Origin of the sequence: Pseudomonas sp. CFBP2511 (assembly GCF_030209255.1) — a bacterium.
In the GTDB taxonomy this organism is placed as follows: Bacteria; Pseudomonadota; Gammaproteobacteria; order Pseudomonadales; family Pseudomonadaceae; genus Aquipseudomonas; species Aquipseudomonas avellanae.
The window spans coordinates 1-15,514 of the sequence record NZ_JARVSI010000014.1 but is presented as its reverse complement, the minus strand read 5'-3'; the positions used below and the strand labels follow the sequence as shown (position 1 = coordinate 15,514).

The following is a 15,514-nucleotide window of genomic DNA, read 5'->3' as shown; positions in this document are numbered from 1 at the left end:
GCACAGGACAGCCTGCAAATAAATGCTAAGCACAGTCGGCCGGACAGGCTAAAATGCGCGCCCGGCTCAATCTGGCCGAGGTAACGAAGCAAGTGGCGTCCTGCCACTGCGCTGATTTTTTAACGCGCCCCCACAAGGTTCGCTCCGTGATCGAGTTTCATAACGTCCACAAAACCTATCGGGTGGCAGGCAAGGAAATACCGGCCCTGCACCCCACCTACCTGCGCGTCGACGACGGCCAGGTGTTTGGCATCATCGGCCATTCCGGTGCTGGCAAAAGCACGCTGCTGCGCCTGATCAACCGCCTCGAGACCCCAAGCGGCGGGCAGATCGTGGTCGATGGCGAAGACGTCACCGCGCTCGACGCCAATGGCCTGCGGCGCTTCCGGCAGCAGGTGGGGATGATTTTCCAGCACTTCAATCTGCTGGCCTCCAGGACCGTCGCCGACAACGTGGCAATGCCGCTGACCCTGGCGGGCGATATGCCCCGCAAGCAGATCGACCAGCGTGTGGCCGAGTTGCTGGAGCGGGTCGGGCTGTCCGATCACGCTAAAAAGTACCCGGCGCAATTGTCGGGCGGCCAGAAGCAGCGCGTCGGTATTGCCCGCGCGCTGGCGACCAAGCCGAAGATTCTGCTCTGTGACGAAGCCACCAGCGCGCTGGACCCGCAGACCACTGCGTCGGTCCTGCAACTGCTGGCCGAGATCAACCGCGAGCTGAAGCTGACCATCGTGCTCATCACCCATGAAATGGACGTGATTCGTCGCGTCTGCGACCAGGTCGCGGTCATGGACGCAGGCGTGATCGTCGAGCAGGGCAAGGTCGCTGACGTGTTTCTGCATCCGCAGCACTCGACGACCAAGCGCTTTGTGCAGGAAGACGATCAGGTTGATGAAAACGAGCAGCGTGACGACTTCGCCCATGTGCAAGGCCGCATCGTGCGCCTGACCTTTCAGGGCGACGCGACCTACGCGCCCTTGCTCGGCACTGTGGCGCGGGAAACCGGCGTCGATTACAGCATCCTGGCCGGGCGCATCGACCGCATCAAGGACACGCCTTACGGGCAACTGACGCTGGCGATCACCGGCGGCGATATGGACGCTGCCTTTGCGCGCTTCACCGCTGCCGATGTTCATATGGAGGTGCTGCGCTGATGGACGCTTTCCTGAACCTGTTTTCCAACGTCGACTGGTACGAGATCTGGTTCGCCACGGGCGATACCCTGATCATGCTTAGTATTTCGCTGGGCTTCACCATCCTGCTCGGGCTGCCCCTGGGCGTGCTGATGTTCCTGACATCGCCGCGTCAGTTGCTGGAGCATAAACAGCTGTACGCCACGGTCGGTTTGATCGTGAACATGCTGCGCGCGCTGCCGTTCATCATTCTGCTGATCGTGATGATGCCGCTGACCGAAATCATCACTGGCACATCATTGGGCATTCTCGGCACGCTGCCGCCGCTGATTGCCGGCGCCACGCCGTTTTTTGCGCGCCTGGTGGAGACTGCATTGCGCGAAGTGGATCGCGGCATCATCGAGGCCACACAGGCAATGGGCGCCACTACCCGGCAAATAATCGTCAAGGCACTGCTGCCCGAAGCTCGCCCCGGCATTCTGGCGGCGATTACCGTCACTGCCATCGCGCTGGTGTCCTTCACCGCCATGGCGGGTGCGGTAGGTGCTGGCGGGCTGGGCGATCTGGCCATTCGTTACGGTTATCAACGCTTCCAGAACGATGTGATGTTCGTGACGGTCGTATTGTTGCTGGTACTGGTGCAGATTCTGCAGACCATCGGCGACAGACTGGTCGCACACTTCACCCACCGTTGACCGAATCAGTTGGCATCGGCCCGCCTTTTGCGGGCCTCAAAGGAGTTGTTGCATGAAGAAGTTATTGGCCATATTTGCCGCTGTTACCGCCTTGTCCGCGCAGGCCAACGAAACACTGACCGTCGCGGCCTCTGCCGTGCCGCACGCCGAGATCCTCGAGTTCGTAAAACCAACCCTCGCCAAAGAGGGTGTGGACTTGGAGATCAAGGTATTCAACGATTACATCCAGCCCAACGCACAGGTGTCGCAGAAGCGTCTGGACGCGAACTTCTTCCAGCATCAGCCGTATCTGGATGAGTACAACAAGGGCAAAGGTACTGATCTGGTCGCAGTGGCCAAGGTTCACGTGGAACCCTTCGGCGCGTACTCGGACAAGTTCAAGGAGCTGGACAAGCTGCCTGCCGGTGCCAACGTCGCGCTGCCCAACGACGCCACCAACGAAGGCCGTGCCTTGCTGTTGCTGGCCAAGGCGGGTCTGATCACGCTGAAAGACCCAAGCAACATCCTGTCCAAGCCGTCGGATGTCGTGAACAACCCGAAAGACCTGAAATTTCGCGAGCTGGAAGCTGCCACGCTGCCACGCGTGCTGACCCAGGTCGATCTGGCGCTGATCAACACCAACTACGCGCTGAGCGCCAAGCTCGATCCGACCAAGGATGCGTTGGTCATCGAAGGTGCCGATTCGCCTTACGCGAACATCCTCGTTACCCGCCCGGACAACAAGGACTCGGACGCCATCAAGAAACTGGTCGCAGCCCTGCAAAGCCCCGAAGTGAAAACCTTCCTGGCCGAGAAATACAAAGGCGCTGTGGTTCCGGCGTTTTGATCTGACTGCGCTGCGTCATACACGCAAAGCCGGCCGCCTCGGAGTGCCAGACACAACCGAGGTGGCCCGTTTTGGGGCCGCTTCGCAGCTCATCGCTGTGCGGATCAGAGCCCGATGCCGCCCGTTAAAATGCCCCACCTAATCCCTCGCCAGCAACCCTGGTAATTGCTTCACCAGCTTCTGGTTATTCAGCGGGGCGCGGATGAAGCCTCGTTGGGTGCCGTCCGGGCCGATCAGGGCCAGGTTGCCGCTGTGGTCGACAAAGTAATTCGGCTTGCTGGTATCGGCGGGTATGAACGGGATGCTCACGCTGTTGGCCAGTTTCTGGATGTCGGCCACCGGCGCGGTCAGGCCGATGTACTGGGGGTCGAAATAGCTCAGGTATTCCTTGAGTTGCTGCGGGGTATCGCGGTTGGGGTCAACGCTGACCAGCACCACGCGCATTCGCTCGACCGCTGCTGTGGGTAATTCACTGCGAATCTGCTTTATCTGCGCCAGCGTCGTCGGGCAGATGTCTGGGCAAAACGTGTAGCCGAAGAACATCAGCGTCCACTGGTCTTTCAGGCCATCAAGGGCCACCGCCGCACCGTTCTGGTCGATCATGCTCAGCGCTGGCAACTGACGGCTTTTCGGCAGCAGGACAATACCTGCCTCATTAAGCGCAGTCTGATTGCTCGGCCCGCTACCAGGCAGCAGGCCGCTGAGGACCAGGCCAAGAACGAGGGCCACAATGGCGGCGACGATAAAAACGGTTTTCTGGGTGCGGTTCATGGCATCAACGCAGGTAATGATCGGTATTCAGCCGGGGATGATCGCCTATATCGCGCACCGAGCCTAGGGCGCGGTGACGTCAAACAGCGTATACGCCAGGGTCAGATGCTTCACATCGTCAGGTAAATCCTGATCCACGATGAAGCGCACCGGCATTTCGATGCTTTCGCCCGGCTGTAACGTCTGCTGAGTGAAGCAAAAGCATTCGGTCTTGTGAAACCAGGGCGCCGCCTTTCCCGGGGTAATACCCGGCACAGCCTGGGCCTTCATCGGTCTTTCTGTAGGGTTTTGGGCCACGAAAATCATTTCGTTGACCGCGCCCGGATGGACATACATGCGGCCTGCGCGGGGATAGAACGCCCAGACCATGCCGGCAGAATTGGACGACGTAAACTGCACCTCGATCTGCCGCGCGGTATCGACCGGCTGTTCGTCCGTAATGTCACGCAGCGAGTGATAAATCGGTGTCAGCGCAAATCCACACGCAAACATGATCGCCACCAGCATGAGCAGGCGGAAAACTAGCCGTTCAGAGGCGATGGGCTGAGTCATGAATGGCTCACTTTTGCGTCGGGCAATGTGTCGGGAAGAGGGTGATCACCTTCAGAGTAGTCGGCTTATCACAAAAACAAGGTGCTCGGCGCGTCGATCTTCACGCACCCCAGTGTGTGCGGGCAATGATTGTTTTTTGACCAAATGATCAAAAAACCGGCAAAACCCCCTTTGATATAGCCAATACATATAAATGTGAATCGGTTATGACAAAAATGTCTTAGGCATTTAGTTAACCGAGCTAACGTATGATCTTCACTAACTGCAGTACAGGGCGTAACGCCCTCAGGAGTTCCAACTGCCATGAACACCGCCGCATTGCGCGAGCAGATACAACGAGCCCATCAACATGAGGCCCTGACCGGCCACCTGTTGCAACAGTTGGAACAAAAGCTGCCCCATCTTCACCCCGCCATCCACTTGCCGGATGTCGATGCGAGAGAAGTGCTGACTCGTTTCGTAACCGCTTACATTGATCTGGTGCCCGACCTGCTGGACGTTGCTCACGAGGTTGCGGTGGAAGCCGGGATCGAAGGGCAGATAAAACCGGTGCTGAAAATTGCCGAGCACTTTTTTGCCGCGCCGCCGCCGGTCATGGCCGGGCACGAGGGGCTGGAAAGCCTGCTGGATGAGGCTTACCTGGCGCACCGGCTGGTGGAGGAAGTGAATGATCTGTACATCAAGCATTTCGGCCAGCCGCTGATACCGTCCAATACCACGGTTGCCAGCGTGATCGCCCACCAGTTGGTCGGCGAGCAATTTGCCAACGAGCTGGACGAAGCGGTGCATCATGCGGTCGATCAGCTTCTCGACGATGAAAGCTTTGCGCTGGACTCTGTCGAAGCCTATCGCGAGAAACTGAGCAGCCCTGAAACCGGTGCAGCCTGGAAGCGCTGGCCAAGCCTGTCACGTCAATTGGGCATCGGCCTGGAGCTGGAACGCTCTATCGTCTGATTCAGACGCCCGCGTCATTGTCTTCGCCCGCAACGGAAGGAGCCGGATATCGCTCCGCTGCTACGCGAAGACCCATCCGGCTCCTTCAATTACCCTGTGTTGCGACGATCAGGTTGCGCCCGAACCAATCCCCGTGGTCGTGTAGACCCGCCCTTCAAGACGACGCTTCAAGCCACGCGGCTCGATGAGCAGCCGGGTTCCGTTAGCGGCGTTGGAGCGGCCCCACTCTTCCAGCAGTTCCAGGCACGAGTGATCAATGTAAGACAGGTTGCCCAGTGGCACATGCACGGTGCTGCCTTGCGGGATAGTGGCCAATGCCTGAGTCAGCGCCGGCACCTTGAGGAAGGTCGCAGCGCCCACCAGACGCAGCTCACACTCTTTTTCGCCCGCCAGCGGTACCACATTGATCTTCAGACGCGATGCCTTGAAGGCCAGTTTGACCAGCGTCAGGCCGAAACCGATCAGCACACCTGTCAACAGGTCGGTAAAGACGATCGCGACGGCGGTTGCCGCATAGGTGAACATCGGCATCCGGCCATAGCGGCCCAGACCGCGAAACGCTTTCAGATCGACCAGTTTCAGACCGGTGTAGACCAATACGCCTGCAAGGCTTGCGACCGGTATGCTTTGCAATACGCTCGACAGCAGCAAGACGAACGCCAGCAGCCACGTACCGTGGAGTATGGTCGAGTAACGAGTCTTGGCACCGGCCTGCACGTTGGCCGAGCTGCGCACGATCACGCCAGTCATCGGCAACGCACCCAGCAGTCCGCAGAGCATATTACCCACGCCTTGAGCGCTCAGTTCCTTGTCGAAGTCCGAACGTTCGCCACTGTGCATGCGGTCCACCGCCGAGGCAGAAAGCAGCGTTTCGGCACTGGCAATGAAGGCGACGACAATGGCGGCAACCAGAATCGCCGGGTCAGCCAGGTTCATCAGGTCCGCAGGGCGCAGCCAGTCGATGGCGTCGGCCAGGTTATCGGGCACTTCAACGCGTTTGACCTGCAAGGCCATGAACAGGCTGATACCGGTTGCAATACCAACACCCAGCAGCGCGCCGGGCACGAAGCGCAAGGATTGTGGGCGGAGTTTCTCCCAGCCCCACATGATCAGCATGGTGCCCAGACCGAGCATACCGGCTTGCATGCCGGTGCCTGGCCCGATGGCCTGAACCAATGTGGCGGGGAAGCCGATCAGGTTATCCAGCCCGGAAGGTTTAGGCCCGCTGTCGAACATGACGTGCGCCTGTGACAGGACGATCAGCACGCCGATGCCGGCGAGCATGCCGTAAACCACCGCAGGTGCGGTGACCCGGAACCAGCAGCCAAGCTTGAATCGACCCGCCAGCAACTGAAGCAAGCCTGCCAGTAGCAGGATCGGTCCGAGCATCGCCATGCCATGCTCGCGCACCACTTCGAAGACCAATACCGCCAGGCCCGCAGCCGGACCACTGACCTGCAGTGGCGAACCGGCTATCCAGCCGACCACCAGGCCACCAACGATGCCGGTGATCAGGCCTTTGGCCGGAGGCATGCCGGATGCAATCGCGATCCCCATGCACAGCGGCAGTGCAACCAGGAACACGACCACGGAAGCCAGCAGCTCACGCGGTAAAGCAGATTTCAATTCTCTAATACCCATGGCGCTTCTCCGGGATTTTTCAGACGAAGCAAGGCGGGCGGCTCGCATCATGCGTAGCCGCCACCCGCTAAAACAAGAAGCTTGCCGTCAGTAGTGACTGATATCAGTCAGCTGAAAAGCGTGCTTTCGGGGAAGCCATCGGCGTCGGGCCGGTGCCATCGAGCGGCACGAAGGTGTCACGCTCTGCGTCGTAGGCCAGAATTTCGCTGGTTTCGATGCTGTAGACCCAGCCGTGGATGAACAACTGACCGCTTGCCATCTTCGCTGCGACCGATGGGTGGGTGCGCAGGTGATGCAACTGGGAAATCACGTTTTCCTGAGTCAGGACCTGCATGGTTTCAAGCTCGCCGCTGCAATTGCAGTTTTGCTCGACCACTGTGCGGGCCACTTCGGCATGACGCAGCCAGGCTTTTACCGTCGGCATCTTGTCCAGGCTTGAAGGGTTGAGCACGGCACGCATTGCGCCGCAGTCGGAGTGCCCGCAAACAATGATGTGCTGCACGCCCAGGGCGACCACTGCATATTCCAGTGCGGTGGACACGCCGCCGTTCATCTGGCCATACGGTGGTACAACGTTACCGACGTTACGCGTCACAAAAAGGTCGCCTGGCGAGCTTTGAGTGATCAATTCGGGCACGATGCGCGAGTCAGCGCAGGTAATGAACATGGCCCGTGGCGACTGCGCGGTCGCCAGCTTCTTGAACAGCTCTTCCTGCTGAGGGAAGACTTCTTTACGAAAATGAACAAAGCCATCGACGATATGTTTCAACGCTACGTCGGCGCTGTCCGCGTGGCTGGATGTGCTGGACGACGTAGCCGAATGCTGTTTATCAGTGTCTCTCATGTCTTCATCCTCTCTGACGGATTGATGTCGATTCTTCATGCCTGTTTGACCAGAGCCGGATGTGATCACCTGTAACGGGCATCACGAAAAAATCCCTTGAGCGCTATCGCTGCTGTCACTCAGAGTTACAGACTAATCGCCCAAGCTTAAGCGAAACTGAATGCGATGGCTCTGGGACGCGGGTTTGCACGATAGTACCAAGTTCGTTACAAGAGTGACATTTGTTGTCCGGGCGGACAAAACGCATCACAATCGAGTGTGAAGCCATCACGTTTGTTCAATCCAAGCCGCTTGATTGCCAAGGCATAGCGTTGCGCCAGCAGATCGGCAAAAGGTCCTTCGCCACGCATCCTCGAGCCAAAACGACTGTCGTACAGTGCGCCGCCGCGACTTTGGCGAACAAGGCTCATCACATGTTCGGCGCGCTGCGGGTAATGCGTTTTCAACCATTCGTCGAACAGCGGTGCGACTTCCAGCGGCAAGCGCAGCATCACGTAACTGGCGCTCAATGCACCCGCGTCCTTTGCCTCGCTCAACAGCGCCTCCAGTTCATGGTCGTTGATCATCGGGATCATTGGCGCGCACAGCACACCGACCGGCACGCCCGCCTGACGCAATACCCGAATGGCCCGTAAACGGGCCTTGGGCGCTGCGGCCCTGGGCTCGAGAATGCATTTGAGTTCGTCATCCAGCGTCGTCAGGCTGATGAATACCGATACCAGGCGCAATCTGGCCATTTCTGCCAACAGATCCAGATCCCGCAGGATCAGTGAGCCTTTGGTAATGATGCTCACCGGATGACGATAGCGCAGCAATACCTCAAGCGTGGCGCGAGTGATGCGGTGTTCACGTTCGATAGGCTGATACGGGTCGGTATTGGCCCCCAGGGTAATGGGCGCGCAGCGGTAGCCTGGCTTGGAGAGCTGTTGCTCCAGCAGCGTCGCCGCGTTGTTTTTGGCGATCAGTCTGGTCTCGAAATCGAGCCCCGGCGACATGTCCCAATAGGCGTGGCTGGGTCTGGCGAAGCAATAGATGCAGCCATGTTCACAGCCCCGATAAGGATTGATCGACCGGTCGAACGGAATGTCCGGCGAGGTGTTGCGGGTGATGATGCTTTTGGCGGTTTCCAGCGTGACGGTGGTGCCCTGCGTCAGCGGGACTTCCTGATACCAGCCGTCGTCTTCGGCCACAGACTGGCTGGGCGCGAAACGATTATGCGGATTGCTGGCGGTACCGCGACCACGAACCGGGGCAGGGCTGGACATCGGGCATTACTCGGATACTGTTTATCCGTACAGTAAAGCATGTGCCTTGGTGTGTCGCCCAACAGACCATTGAAACACCGCTCGGCTGACGAGCGGCGTGCGTGCGGTCCTTTCAGGCATCGCCTTCGTGAGTCAGTTCCAATACCCGGTCAACCAGCTTGTTGATGCCTGATGCGGCCTCGCCAATGCTTTTGGCGACCATGTAGGCGGGCGTGCTGACCAGTTTCCGTGCGGGGTCTTCGACGATGTCATCGACAGCGCATTGCGCATGGCTGCCGCCCATTTTGGTAATGGCAGCTGCTGTTTCAGGGTCGTTGCCGATGGTGCAAATGACGCCGGGGCCATAGATCTTGGCGGCCAGTGCCGGAGTGATGCAGATCAGCCCGACCGGTTTGCCGGCTTCGGCGAACGCCTCGGCCAGCTCCAGCAGCCCGGCTTCCACCTGGCAGGCGTGACCTTGCAGGGCGAGGTCCGAGAGGTTTTTGGCCGAGCCGAAGCCGCCGGGGATGATCAGTGCGTCGAAATCGCCGGCGTTGGCATCGCGAATGTCTTTCACTTCGCCGCGGGCAATGCGTGCCGATTCGATCAGTACATTGCGCGATTCGGGCATTTCTTCGCCCGTCAGGTGATTGATCACATGCTGTTGAGCGATGTCCGGCGCGAAGCACTGGACCTGCGCGCCACGTTGATCCAGGCGTAGCAGGGTCAATACGCTTTCATGAATTTCAGCGCCATCGTAGACGCCGCATCCTGAGAGAATCACAGCCACTTTTTTTTGCATCGATTCGGCTCCTTGGTGCGTGAGCTGCCTGAAACGTGTCTTGATTGGTTTATGCATTGATCGTTTTACTGGCCGAGTGTTCAGTCGGCACTTCATTGGTACATTCAGGTGAGCAGGTGCACAAGGCGTCAGCGAGGTCAGACAGCGGCTGGGCGCTGTCGCCGGGCGAGGCCTGTCGGCCTGCACCCGGGGTAGGCAGTAGCGTTTTACTCGTCGGTTTTTTTGGTCAGATCGACGGGTACTGCTGCGGGCATATCCAGGTCGGAAGCGGCTGCCGATGCACAGAAACGGTCCTTTTCTGCGCGCGCTTCACGAGCAATGCGAGCGTTCTTGAAGCGTCTGCGGATCCACAGGCAAAGGCCAAGCAGTATCAGCGCGCCCAGTACCCAGAGCTCGTATTTCTTCACGTTGCCCAGCAAGCCTTCGAGAATCGCGCCAAAGTGGTAAGCGGCCGAGCCCAGCGCCGCCGCCCAGACCGCCGCGCCGATACCGTTCAGCACCAGATAGCGTGCGGGTGGGTAGCCGGACAGGCCGATGGCCACGGGCATGACAGTGCGCAGGCCGTACACGAAGCGGAAGCTCAGCACCCAGATGTCGGGGTGTTTGCGCACCAGCCTGAGTGCCTTGTCGCCCATGAGTTGCCAGCGAGGCTTGCGCGCCAGGAGCTTGCGGCCGTGTTTGCGACCCATGAAATACCACAACTGGTCACCCGCATAACTGCCACAGAACGCGACGAGGATGACGATATTGAGGTCCATGTATCCGCGGAACGCCAGAAATCCGGCAAGAACCAGAATGGTCTCGCCTTCAAAGAAGGTGCCGAGGAAAAGGGCAAAGTAGCCGAATTCGTTCAAGAAATTCTGGAGCATTGTCTGGATGCTGGCGAAATGAACGCGCAGCCTAACGCGCCCAACGCAATCATGAAAGTGTCGATATGTGTCTCGACGTTAAAGATTCTTACAACCACAATGGTTGCATCCACTTCAATGTCGTGACCGCGACGTGCAGTCGCAGGTCGAACCATGACTGTCACACATTGGTCATAATGGCGGCTTATAACTGTCGCGCTTGCCCGCGTAAGCGGGCTCAGGAGTCTCGCCGTGAGCTTTACCCCCGCCAACCGCCTGTTTCCTCTCACTCGTCTGCGCCGTAATCGCCGCGACGACTTTTCCCGTCGTCTGGTGCGTGAGAACGTCGTTACCGTTGATGATCTGATTCTTCCCGTATTTGTCCTCGATGGCGAAAACCGTCGTGAATCGATTGCTTCCATGCCAGGCGTCGAGCGCCTGAGCGTTGACCTGCTGCTTGAGGAAGCCGAGCACTGGGTCGCACTGGGTATTCCTGCGCTGGCATTGTTCCCGGTGACACCGCCGGAGAAAAAATCCCTGGACGGCGCCGAAGCCTGGAACCCGGACGGCATCGCTCAGCGCGCCACCCGCGCCCTGCGTGACCGCTTCCCGGAGCTGGGCGTCATTACTGACGTGGCGCTGGACCCGTTCACCACGCACGGTCAGGACGGCATTCTCGACGAAGAAGGCTACGTACAGAACGACATTACTGTCGACGCGCTGGTAAAACAGGCGTTGTCGCATGCCGATGCGGGCGCTCAGGTGATCGCGCCGTCGGACATGATGGATGGCCGCATTCAGGCCATCCGCGAGTCTCTGGAGCTGGCCGGGCATGTCAACGTGCGGATCATGGCCTACTCGGCCAAGTACGCCAGCGCCTATTACGGCCCGTTCCGCGATGCGGTGGGTTCTTCATTGAACCTGGGCAAGGCCAACAAGGCTTCCTATCAGATGGACCCGGCCAACAGCAACGAGGCGCTGCACGAAGTGGCGGCCGACCTTGCCGAAGGCGCCGACATGGTGATGGTCAAGCCAGGCATGCCTTATCTGGACATCCTGCACAGGGTCAAGGACGAGTTCAAGGTGCCGACCTTTGTCTATCAGGTCAGCGGTGAATACGCGATGCACATGGCAGCAATCCAGAATGGTTGGCTGAGTGAAGGGGTGATTCTCGAATCCCTCACTGCCTTCAAACGCGCCGGTGCCGACGGCATTCTTACCTACTTCGCCGTCCGCGCTGCTCAACTGTTGAAGGGGCAATAGCCTCACAGGAACATTCATGAATACCGAAGCACTCATCGAAGCCGCTGTTGAAGTCGATGTCCAGGAGGCTGCACCGGTGGTCGAGCCTGATATCGAAGTAATCCCGGCCACCGAGGCGCCTGCCGCTTCGTTGCCCGCCATCGTCGCTCCGAACCTGGACGACAGCAGCCTGTATATCCACCGCGAACTGTCGCAATTGCAGTTCAACATCCGGGTACTGGAACAGGCGCTCGATGAGTCCTACCCGTTGCTGGAGCGGCTGAAGTTTCTGCTGATCTTTTCCAGCAACCTCGATGAGTTCTTCGAGATTCGTGTTGCAGGCCTCAAGAAGCAGATCACGTTTGCCCGCGAGCAGGCAGGGGCCGACGGTTTGCAGCCGCATCAGGCACTGGCCAGGATCAGCGAGCTGGTGCATGGTCATGTCGATCGGCAATACGCGATCCTCAACGACATTCTGCTGCCGGAGCTTGAAAAGCATCAGGTCCGCTTCATCCGCCGCCGTCACTGGACGGCCAAGCTCAAGGCCTGGGTACGTCGCTATTTCCGTGACGAGATCGCGCCGATCATCACCCCGATCGGTCTGGACCCGACGCACCCGTTCCCGCTGCTGGTCAACAAGAGCCTGAACTTCATCGTCGAGCTGGAAGGTATCGATGCCTTCGGTCGCGATTCGGGCCTAGCGATCATTCCGGCCCCGCGTCTGCTGCCGCGTGTCATCAAGGTGCCGGAAGAGGTGTGTGGCCCGGGCGACAACTTCGTGTTCCTGTCGTCGATGATCCACGCCCACGCTGACGATCTGTTCCAAGGCATGAAGGTCAAGGGCTGCTACCAGTTCCGCCTGACCCGAAACGCCGATCTGGCGCTGGACTCGGAAGACGTGGAAGATCTGGCGCGCGCGCTGCGTGGCGAACTGTTCTCGCGTCGTTACGGCGATGCGGTACGTCTGGAAGTGGCCGATACCTGTCCTAAACACCTGTCGGACTACCTGCTCAAGCAGTTCAACCTGCACGAGTCCGAGCTGTATCAGGTCAACGGCCCGGTCAACCTGACGCGCCTGTTCAGCATCACCGGCCTGGACAGCCACCCCGAATTGCAATACCCACCGTTCACGCCAGCCATCCCCAAGCTGCTGCAGAACAGCGAAAACGTTTTCAGCGTGGTCAGCAAGCAGGACATCCTGTTGCTGCACCCTTTCGAATCCTTCACACCGGTGGTCGATCTGTTGCGTCAGGCTGCCAAGGACCCGCACGTGCTGGCGGTGCGCCAGACGCTGTACCGCAGTGGCGCGAACTCGGAAATCGTCGACGCGCTGGTTGATGCCGCCCGTAACGGCAAGGAAGTCACTGCGGTGATCGAGTTGCGTGCCCGATTTGACGAAGAGTCCAACCTGCAACTGGCCAGCCGCCTGCAAGCCGCGGGCGCGGTGGTGATCTACGGTGTGGTCGGCTTCAAGACCCACGCCAAGATGATGCTGATCCTGCGTCGCGAGGCGGGCGAGATCGTGCGTTATGCGCACCTTGGGACGGGTAACTATCACGCCGGCAACGCACGTCTTTACACCGACTACAGCCTGCTGACCTCTGACGACGCGCTGTGCGAAGACGTCGGCAAACTGTTCAGCCAGTTGATCGGCATGGGCAAGACCCTGCGCATGAAGAAACTGCTGCATGCGCCGTTCACGCTGAAGAAGGGCATGCTCGACATGATTGCCCGCGAAACGCAGTTCGCGCTCGACGGCAAGCCTGCGCACATCATCGCCAAGTTCAACTCGCTGACCGATCCGAAGATCATCCGCGCGCTGTACAAGGCCAGCCAGTCCGGTGTGCGTATCGATCTGGTGGTGCGCGGCATGTGCTGCCTGCGTCCGGGTATTGCCGGGGTCTCGCACAACATTCATGTGCGCTCGATCATCGGCCGCTTCCTGGAGCACACGCGGGTGTTCTACTTCCTCAACGGCGGCGACGAGCAGATGTTCCTGTCGAGTGCCGACTGGATGGAGCGCAACCTCGACAAGCGTGTCGAGACCTGTTTCCCGGTGGAAGGCAAGAAGTTGATTCTGCGCGTGAAGAAGGAGCTGGAAAGTTACCTGACCGACAACACCCACAGCTGGCTGCTGCAGTCAGACGGGCGTTACGTGCGCAGCACGCCGACTGGCAATCAGAATGCCCGAAGCGCCCAGGCGACCCTGCTGGAGCGCCTGAGCAACCCGGTTCTCAGCGTACGCTGAAGACGATGCCGACTCGGGTCAGCCACTCCGCTTCCAGCGCGAAGTCGGCCTGAGTCAGCTGGTTGTTTTCCAGCCAGCCCTGCGGGAACTCGGCGTCCAGATTCGGGCCGTCGGCACGCAAGGTCACCCGTGGCATCTCCTGGGTGCCGCGAATGTGGTGGAACAGAATCGCAAAGCGCAGCAGTACGCACAGGCGAATCAGCTTGATGCCTTCAGCGCCGAACTCGGCGAACTTGTCCTTGGGAATGTTACGGCGATGACCGCGCACCAGCAGCGCGAGCATTTGCTGGTCTTCGCGTGAAAAACCGGCAAGGTCCGAGTGCTCGATCAGATACGCGCCGTGCTTGTGATAATGATAGTGGGCGATGTCCAGCCCGACTTCATGCACCTTGGCGGCCCAGCTCAGCAGTTCGGCGTAGCTCTCGTGCTGCAACTCCCAGCTCTCGGCAACCTGCTCCAGCGCATGCAGCGCCTTGGCTTCGACGCGTGCGGCCTGTTCCAGATCGACGTGATAACGCTCCATCAGCGAGCTGAGGGTGCGCTCACGCACGTCTTCGTGGTGATGACGGCCCATCAGGTCGTACAGCACGCCTTCACGCAGGGCACCTTCGCAGTGATCCATGCGCTTGAGTTCCAGCGCATCGAAGATCGCTTCCAGAATCGCCAGACCGGCCGGGAAAATCGCACGGCGGTCGGGTTTGATGCCGTCGAAGTCGATTTTCTCGACGTCGCCCATCTTGAACAGCTTGCGTTTAAGCCACGCCAGCCCTTCGGCATTGACCTCGCCTGCGCCATAGCCGTTGGCTTTCAGCGCCAGGCCGATGGCTCGAATGGTGCCGGACGAACCGATGGCTTCATCCCACTTGAGGCGATGCAGCGCGTGTTCGATGCTCATGATTTCGAGGCGCGCAGCGGTGTAGGCCTGAGCGTAACGAGCGGGTGTTACTTTGCCGTCGCGGAAGTAGCGCTGAGTAAAACTCACGCAGCCCATCTGCAGGCTTTCACGCAGCAGCGGCTCGAAGCGTTGGCCGATGATGAATTCGGTGCTGCCGCCGCCAATGTCGGCGACCAGGCGCTTGCCGGGTGTGTCGGCCAGCGTGTGGGAGACGCCCAGATAAATGAGGCGTGCTTCTTCGCGGCCGGAAATCACTTCTACCGGATGGCCGAGAATTTCTTCGGCGCGGTGAATGAAGTCGTTGCGGTTGCGCGCTTCGCGCAGGGCATTGGTGCCCACAATACGCACGGCGCCGGGCGGCAGGCCGTTGATCAACTGCGCAAAGCGTTTCAGGCAGTCAAGACCGCGCTGCATCGATTCTTCGGTCAGTTGACGCTCTTCATCGATACCCGCTGCCAACTGCACCTTTTCGCCGAGGCGCTCAAGAATGCGAATTTCGCCCTGATTGGCTTTAGCCACAACCATATGAAAGCTGTTGGAGCCCAGGTCGATAGCGGCGATCAGTGAAAGATTCTTGGGTTTGGAGTGCGGCATGTTCAGGAAGTCCCGTTCGATAACCGCACCATCGTGCCACGATCCATGCCTGCCGCCAACGCGAAGCTGTTCAGGCCCGGGAAATACCCGGTATTACTCTCGTGACATGGCGTAAGGCTATCTGGTTGATGTGATAGTTCTGTAACTATCGTGCGACGCTCCGCGTCGTGTGCCGTTCTGGACGCTCTGCGTCCGGTCTTGAGTCGGCAGCGTGGCACCAATTTG

14 protein-coding genes are annotated in these 15,514 nt (G+C 59.4%); 6 read left to right on the top strand and 8 right to left on the bottom strand.

What is annotated here, in order from left to right:
- The first annotated feature begins 146 nt into the window (after positions 1-146).
- From QRN38_RS11700 to QRN38_RS11690, 3 genes are read left to right on the top strand one after another with little or no spacing between them, the layout of a single operon-like run.
- On the top strand, positions 147-1,154 hold the full coding sequence (locus tag QRN38_RS11700) for a methionine ABC transporter ATP-binding protein (protein WP_057419305.1): 1,008 nt from the start codon (positions 147-149) through the stop codon (positions 1,152-1,154).
- Positions 1,154-1,828: a methionine ABC transporter permease gene (locus QRN38_RS11695; protein WP_057419291.1), complete on the top strand. Its 675-nt coding sequence runs from the start codon at positions 1,154-1,156 to the stop codon at positions 1,826-1,828. The genes QRN38_RS11700 and QRN38_RS11695 overlap by 1 nt, the downstream gene beginning before the upstream one ends.
- Before the next feature lie 52 nt (positions 1,829-1,880).
- A complete protein-coding gene (locus tag QRN38_RS11690; RefSeq protein ID WP_057419290.1) occupies positions 1,881-2,654 on the top strand; it encodes a MetQ/NlpA family ABC transporter substrate-binding protein in 774 nt (257 codons plus the stop codon).
- A 138-nt stretch (positions 2,655-2,792) separates the two neighbouring features.
- Here the strand turns inward: QRN38_RS11690 and QRN38_RS11685 are convergent, their stop codons facing one another.
- Positions 2,793-3,425 carry an SCO family protein gene (locus QRN38_RS11685; RefSeq protein ID WP_057419289.1) on the bottom strand — a complete coding sequence of 211 codons (633 nt, stop codon included), beginning with the start codon at positions 3,423-3,425 and terminating at the stop codon, positions 2,793-2,795.
- Between the two features lie 63 nt (positions 3,426-3,488).
- Positions 3,489-3,977 carry a cytochrome c oxidase assembly protein gene (locus QRN38_RS11680; protein ID WP_054090263.1) on the bottom strand — a complete coding sequence of 163 codons (489 nt, stop codon included), beginning with the start codon at positions 3,975-3,977 and terminating at the stop codon, positions 3,489-3,491.
- 303 nt (positions 3,978-4,280) lie between these two features.
- Between QRN38_RS11680 and QRN38_RS11675 the strand changes: the two genes are divergently transcribed.
- Positions 4,281-4,931: a hypothetical protein gene (locus tag QRN38_RS11675; RefSeq protein WP_057419288.1), complete on the top strand. Its 651-nt coding sequence runs from the start codon at positions 4,281-4,283 to the stop codon at positions 4,929-4,931.
- A 108-nt stretch (positions 4,932-5,039) separates the two neighbouring features.
- Here QRN38_RS11675 and QRN38_RS11670 read toward each other — a convergent pair whose 3' ends face one another.
- From QRN38_RS11670 to QRN38_RS11650, 5 genes are all read right to left on the bottom strand, one after another.
- Positions 5,040-6,572, bottom strand: a complete 1,533-nt coding sequence (locus QRN38_RS11670) for a SulP family inorganic anion transporter (protein ID WP_011105392.1) — start codon at positions 6,570-6,572, stop codon at positions 5,040-5,042.
- Between the two features lie 103 nt (positions 6,573-6,675).
- Complete coding sequence (locus QRN38_RS11665; protein WP_003380033.1) at positions 6,676-7,416, bottom strand: carbonic anhydrase; 741 nt, start codon at positions 7,414-7,416, stop codon at positions 6,676-6,678.
- A gap of 206 nt (positions 7,417-7,622) precedes the next feature.
- On the bottom strand, positions 7,623-8,681 hold the full coding sequence (locus tag QRN38_RS11660) for a PA0069 family radical SAM protein (RefSeq protein WP_044390413.1): 1,059 nt from the start codon (positions 8,679-8,681) through the stop codon (positions 7,623-7,625).
- Positions 8,682-8,793: 112 nt separating this feature from the next.
- Positions 8,794-9,462 carry an isoprenoid biosynthesis glyoxalase ElbB gene (gene elbB / locus QRN38_RS11655; RefSeq protein WP_057419287.1) on the bottom strand — a complete coding sequence of 223 codons (669 nt, stop codon included), beginning with the start codon at positions 9,460-9,462 and terminating at the stop codon, positions 8,794-8,796.
- A gap of 206 nt (positions 9,463-9,668) precedes the next feature.
- Positions 9,669-10,331 carry a DedA family protein gene (locus QRN38_RS11650; RefSeq protein WP_005768434.1) on the bottom strand — a complete coding sequence of 221 codons (663 nt, stop codon included), beginning with the start codon at positions 10,329-10,331 and terminating at the stop codon, positions 9,669-9,671.
- Between the two features lie 231 nt (positions 10,332-10,562).
- Here QRN38_RS11650 and hemB point away from each other — a divergent pair, with 231 nt between their 5' ends.
- Together hemB and ppk1 are read left to right on the top strand one after the other, a co-directional pair.
- Positions 10,563-11,573 carry a porphobilinogen synthase gene (hemB, locus tag QRN38_RS11645; protein WP_005768432.1) on the top strand — a complete coding sequence of 337 codons (1,011 nt, stop codon included), beginning with the start codon at positions 10,563-10,565 and terminating at the stop codon, positions 11,571-11,573.
- 16 nt (positions 11,574-11,589) lie between these two features.
- On the top strand, positions 11,590-13,800 hold the full coding sequence (gene ppk1, locus QRN38_RS11640) for a polyphosphate kinase 1 (RefSeq protein ID WP_057419286.1): 2,211 nt from the start codon (positions 11,590-11,592) through the stop codon (positions 13,798-13,800).
- Here ppk1 and ppx read toward each other — a convergent pair.
- Complete coding sequence (gene ppx, locus QRN38_RS11635; RefSeq protein WP_005621407.1) at positions 13,787-15,289, bottom strand: exopolyphosphatase; 1,503 nt, start codon at positions 15,287-15,289, stop codon at positions 13,787-13,789. The genes ppk1 and ppx overlap by 14 nt on opposite strands.
- Positions 15,290-15,514: the final 225 nt, after the last annotated feature.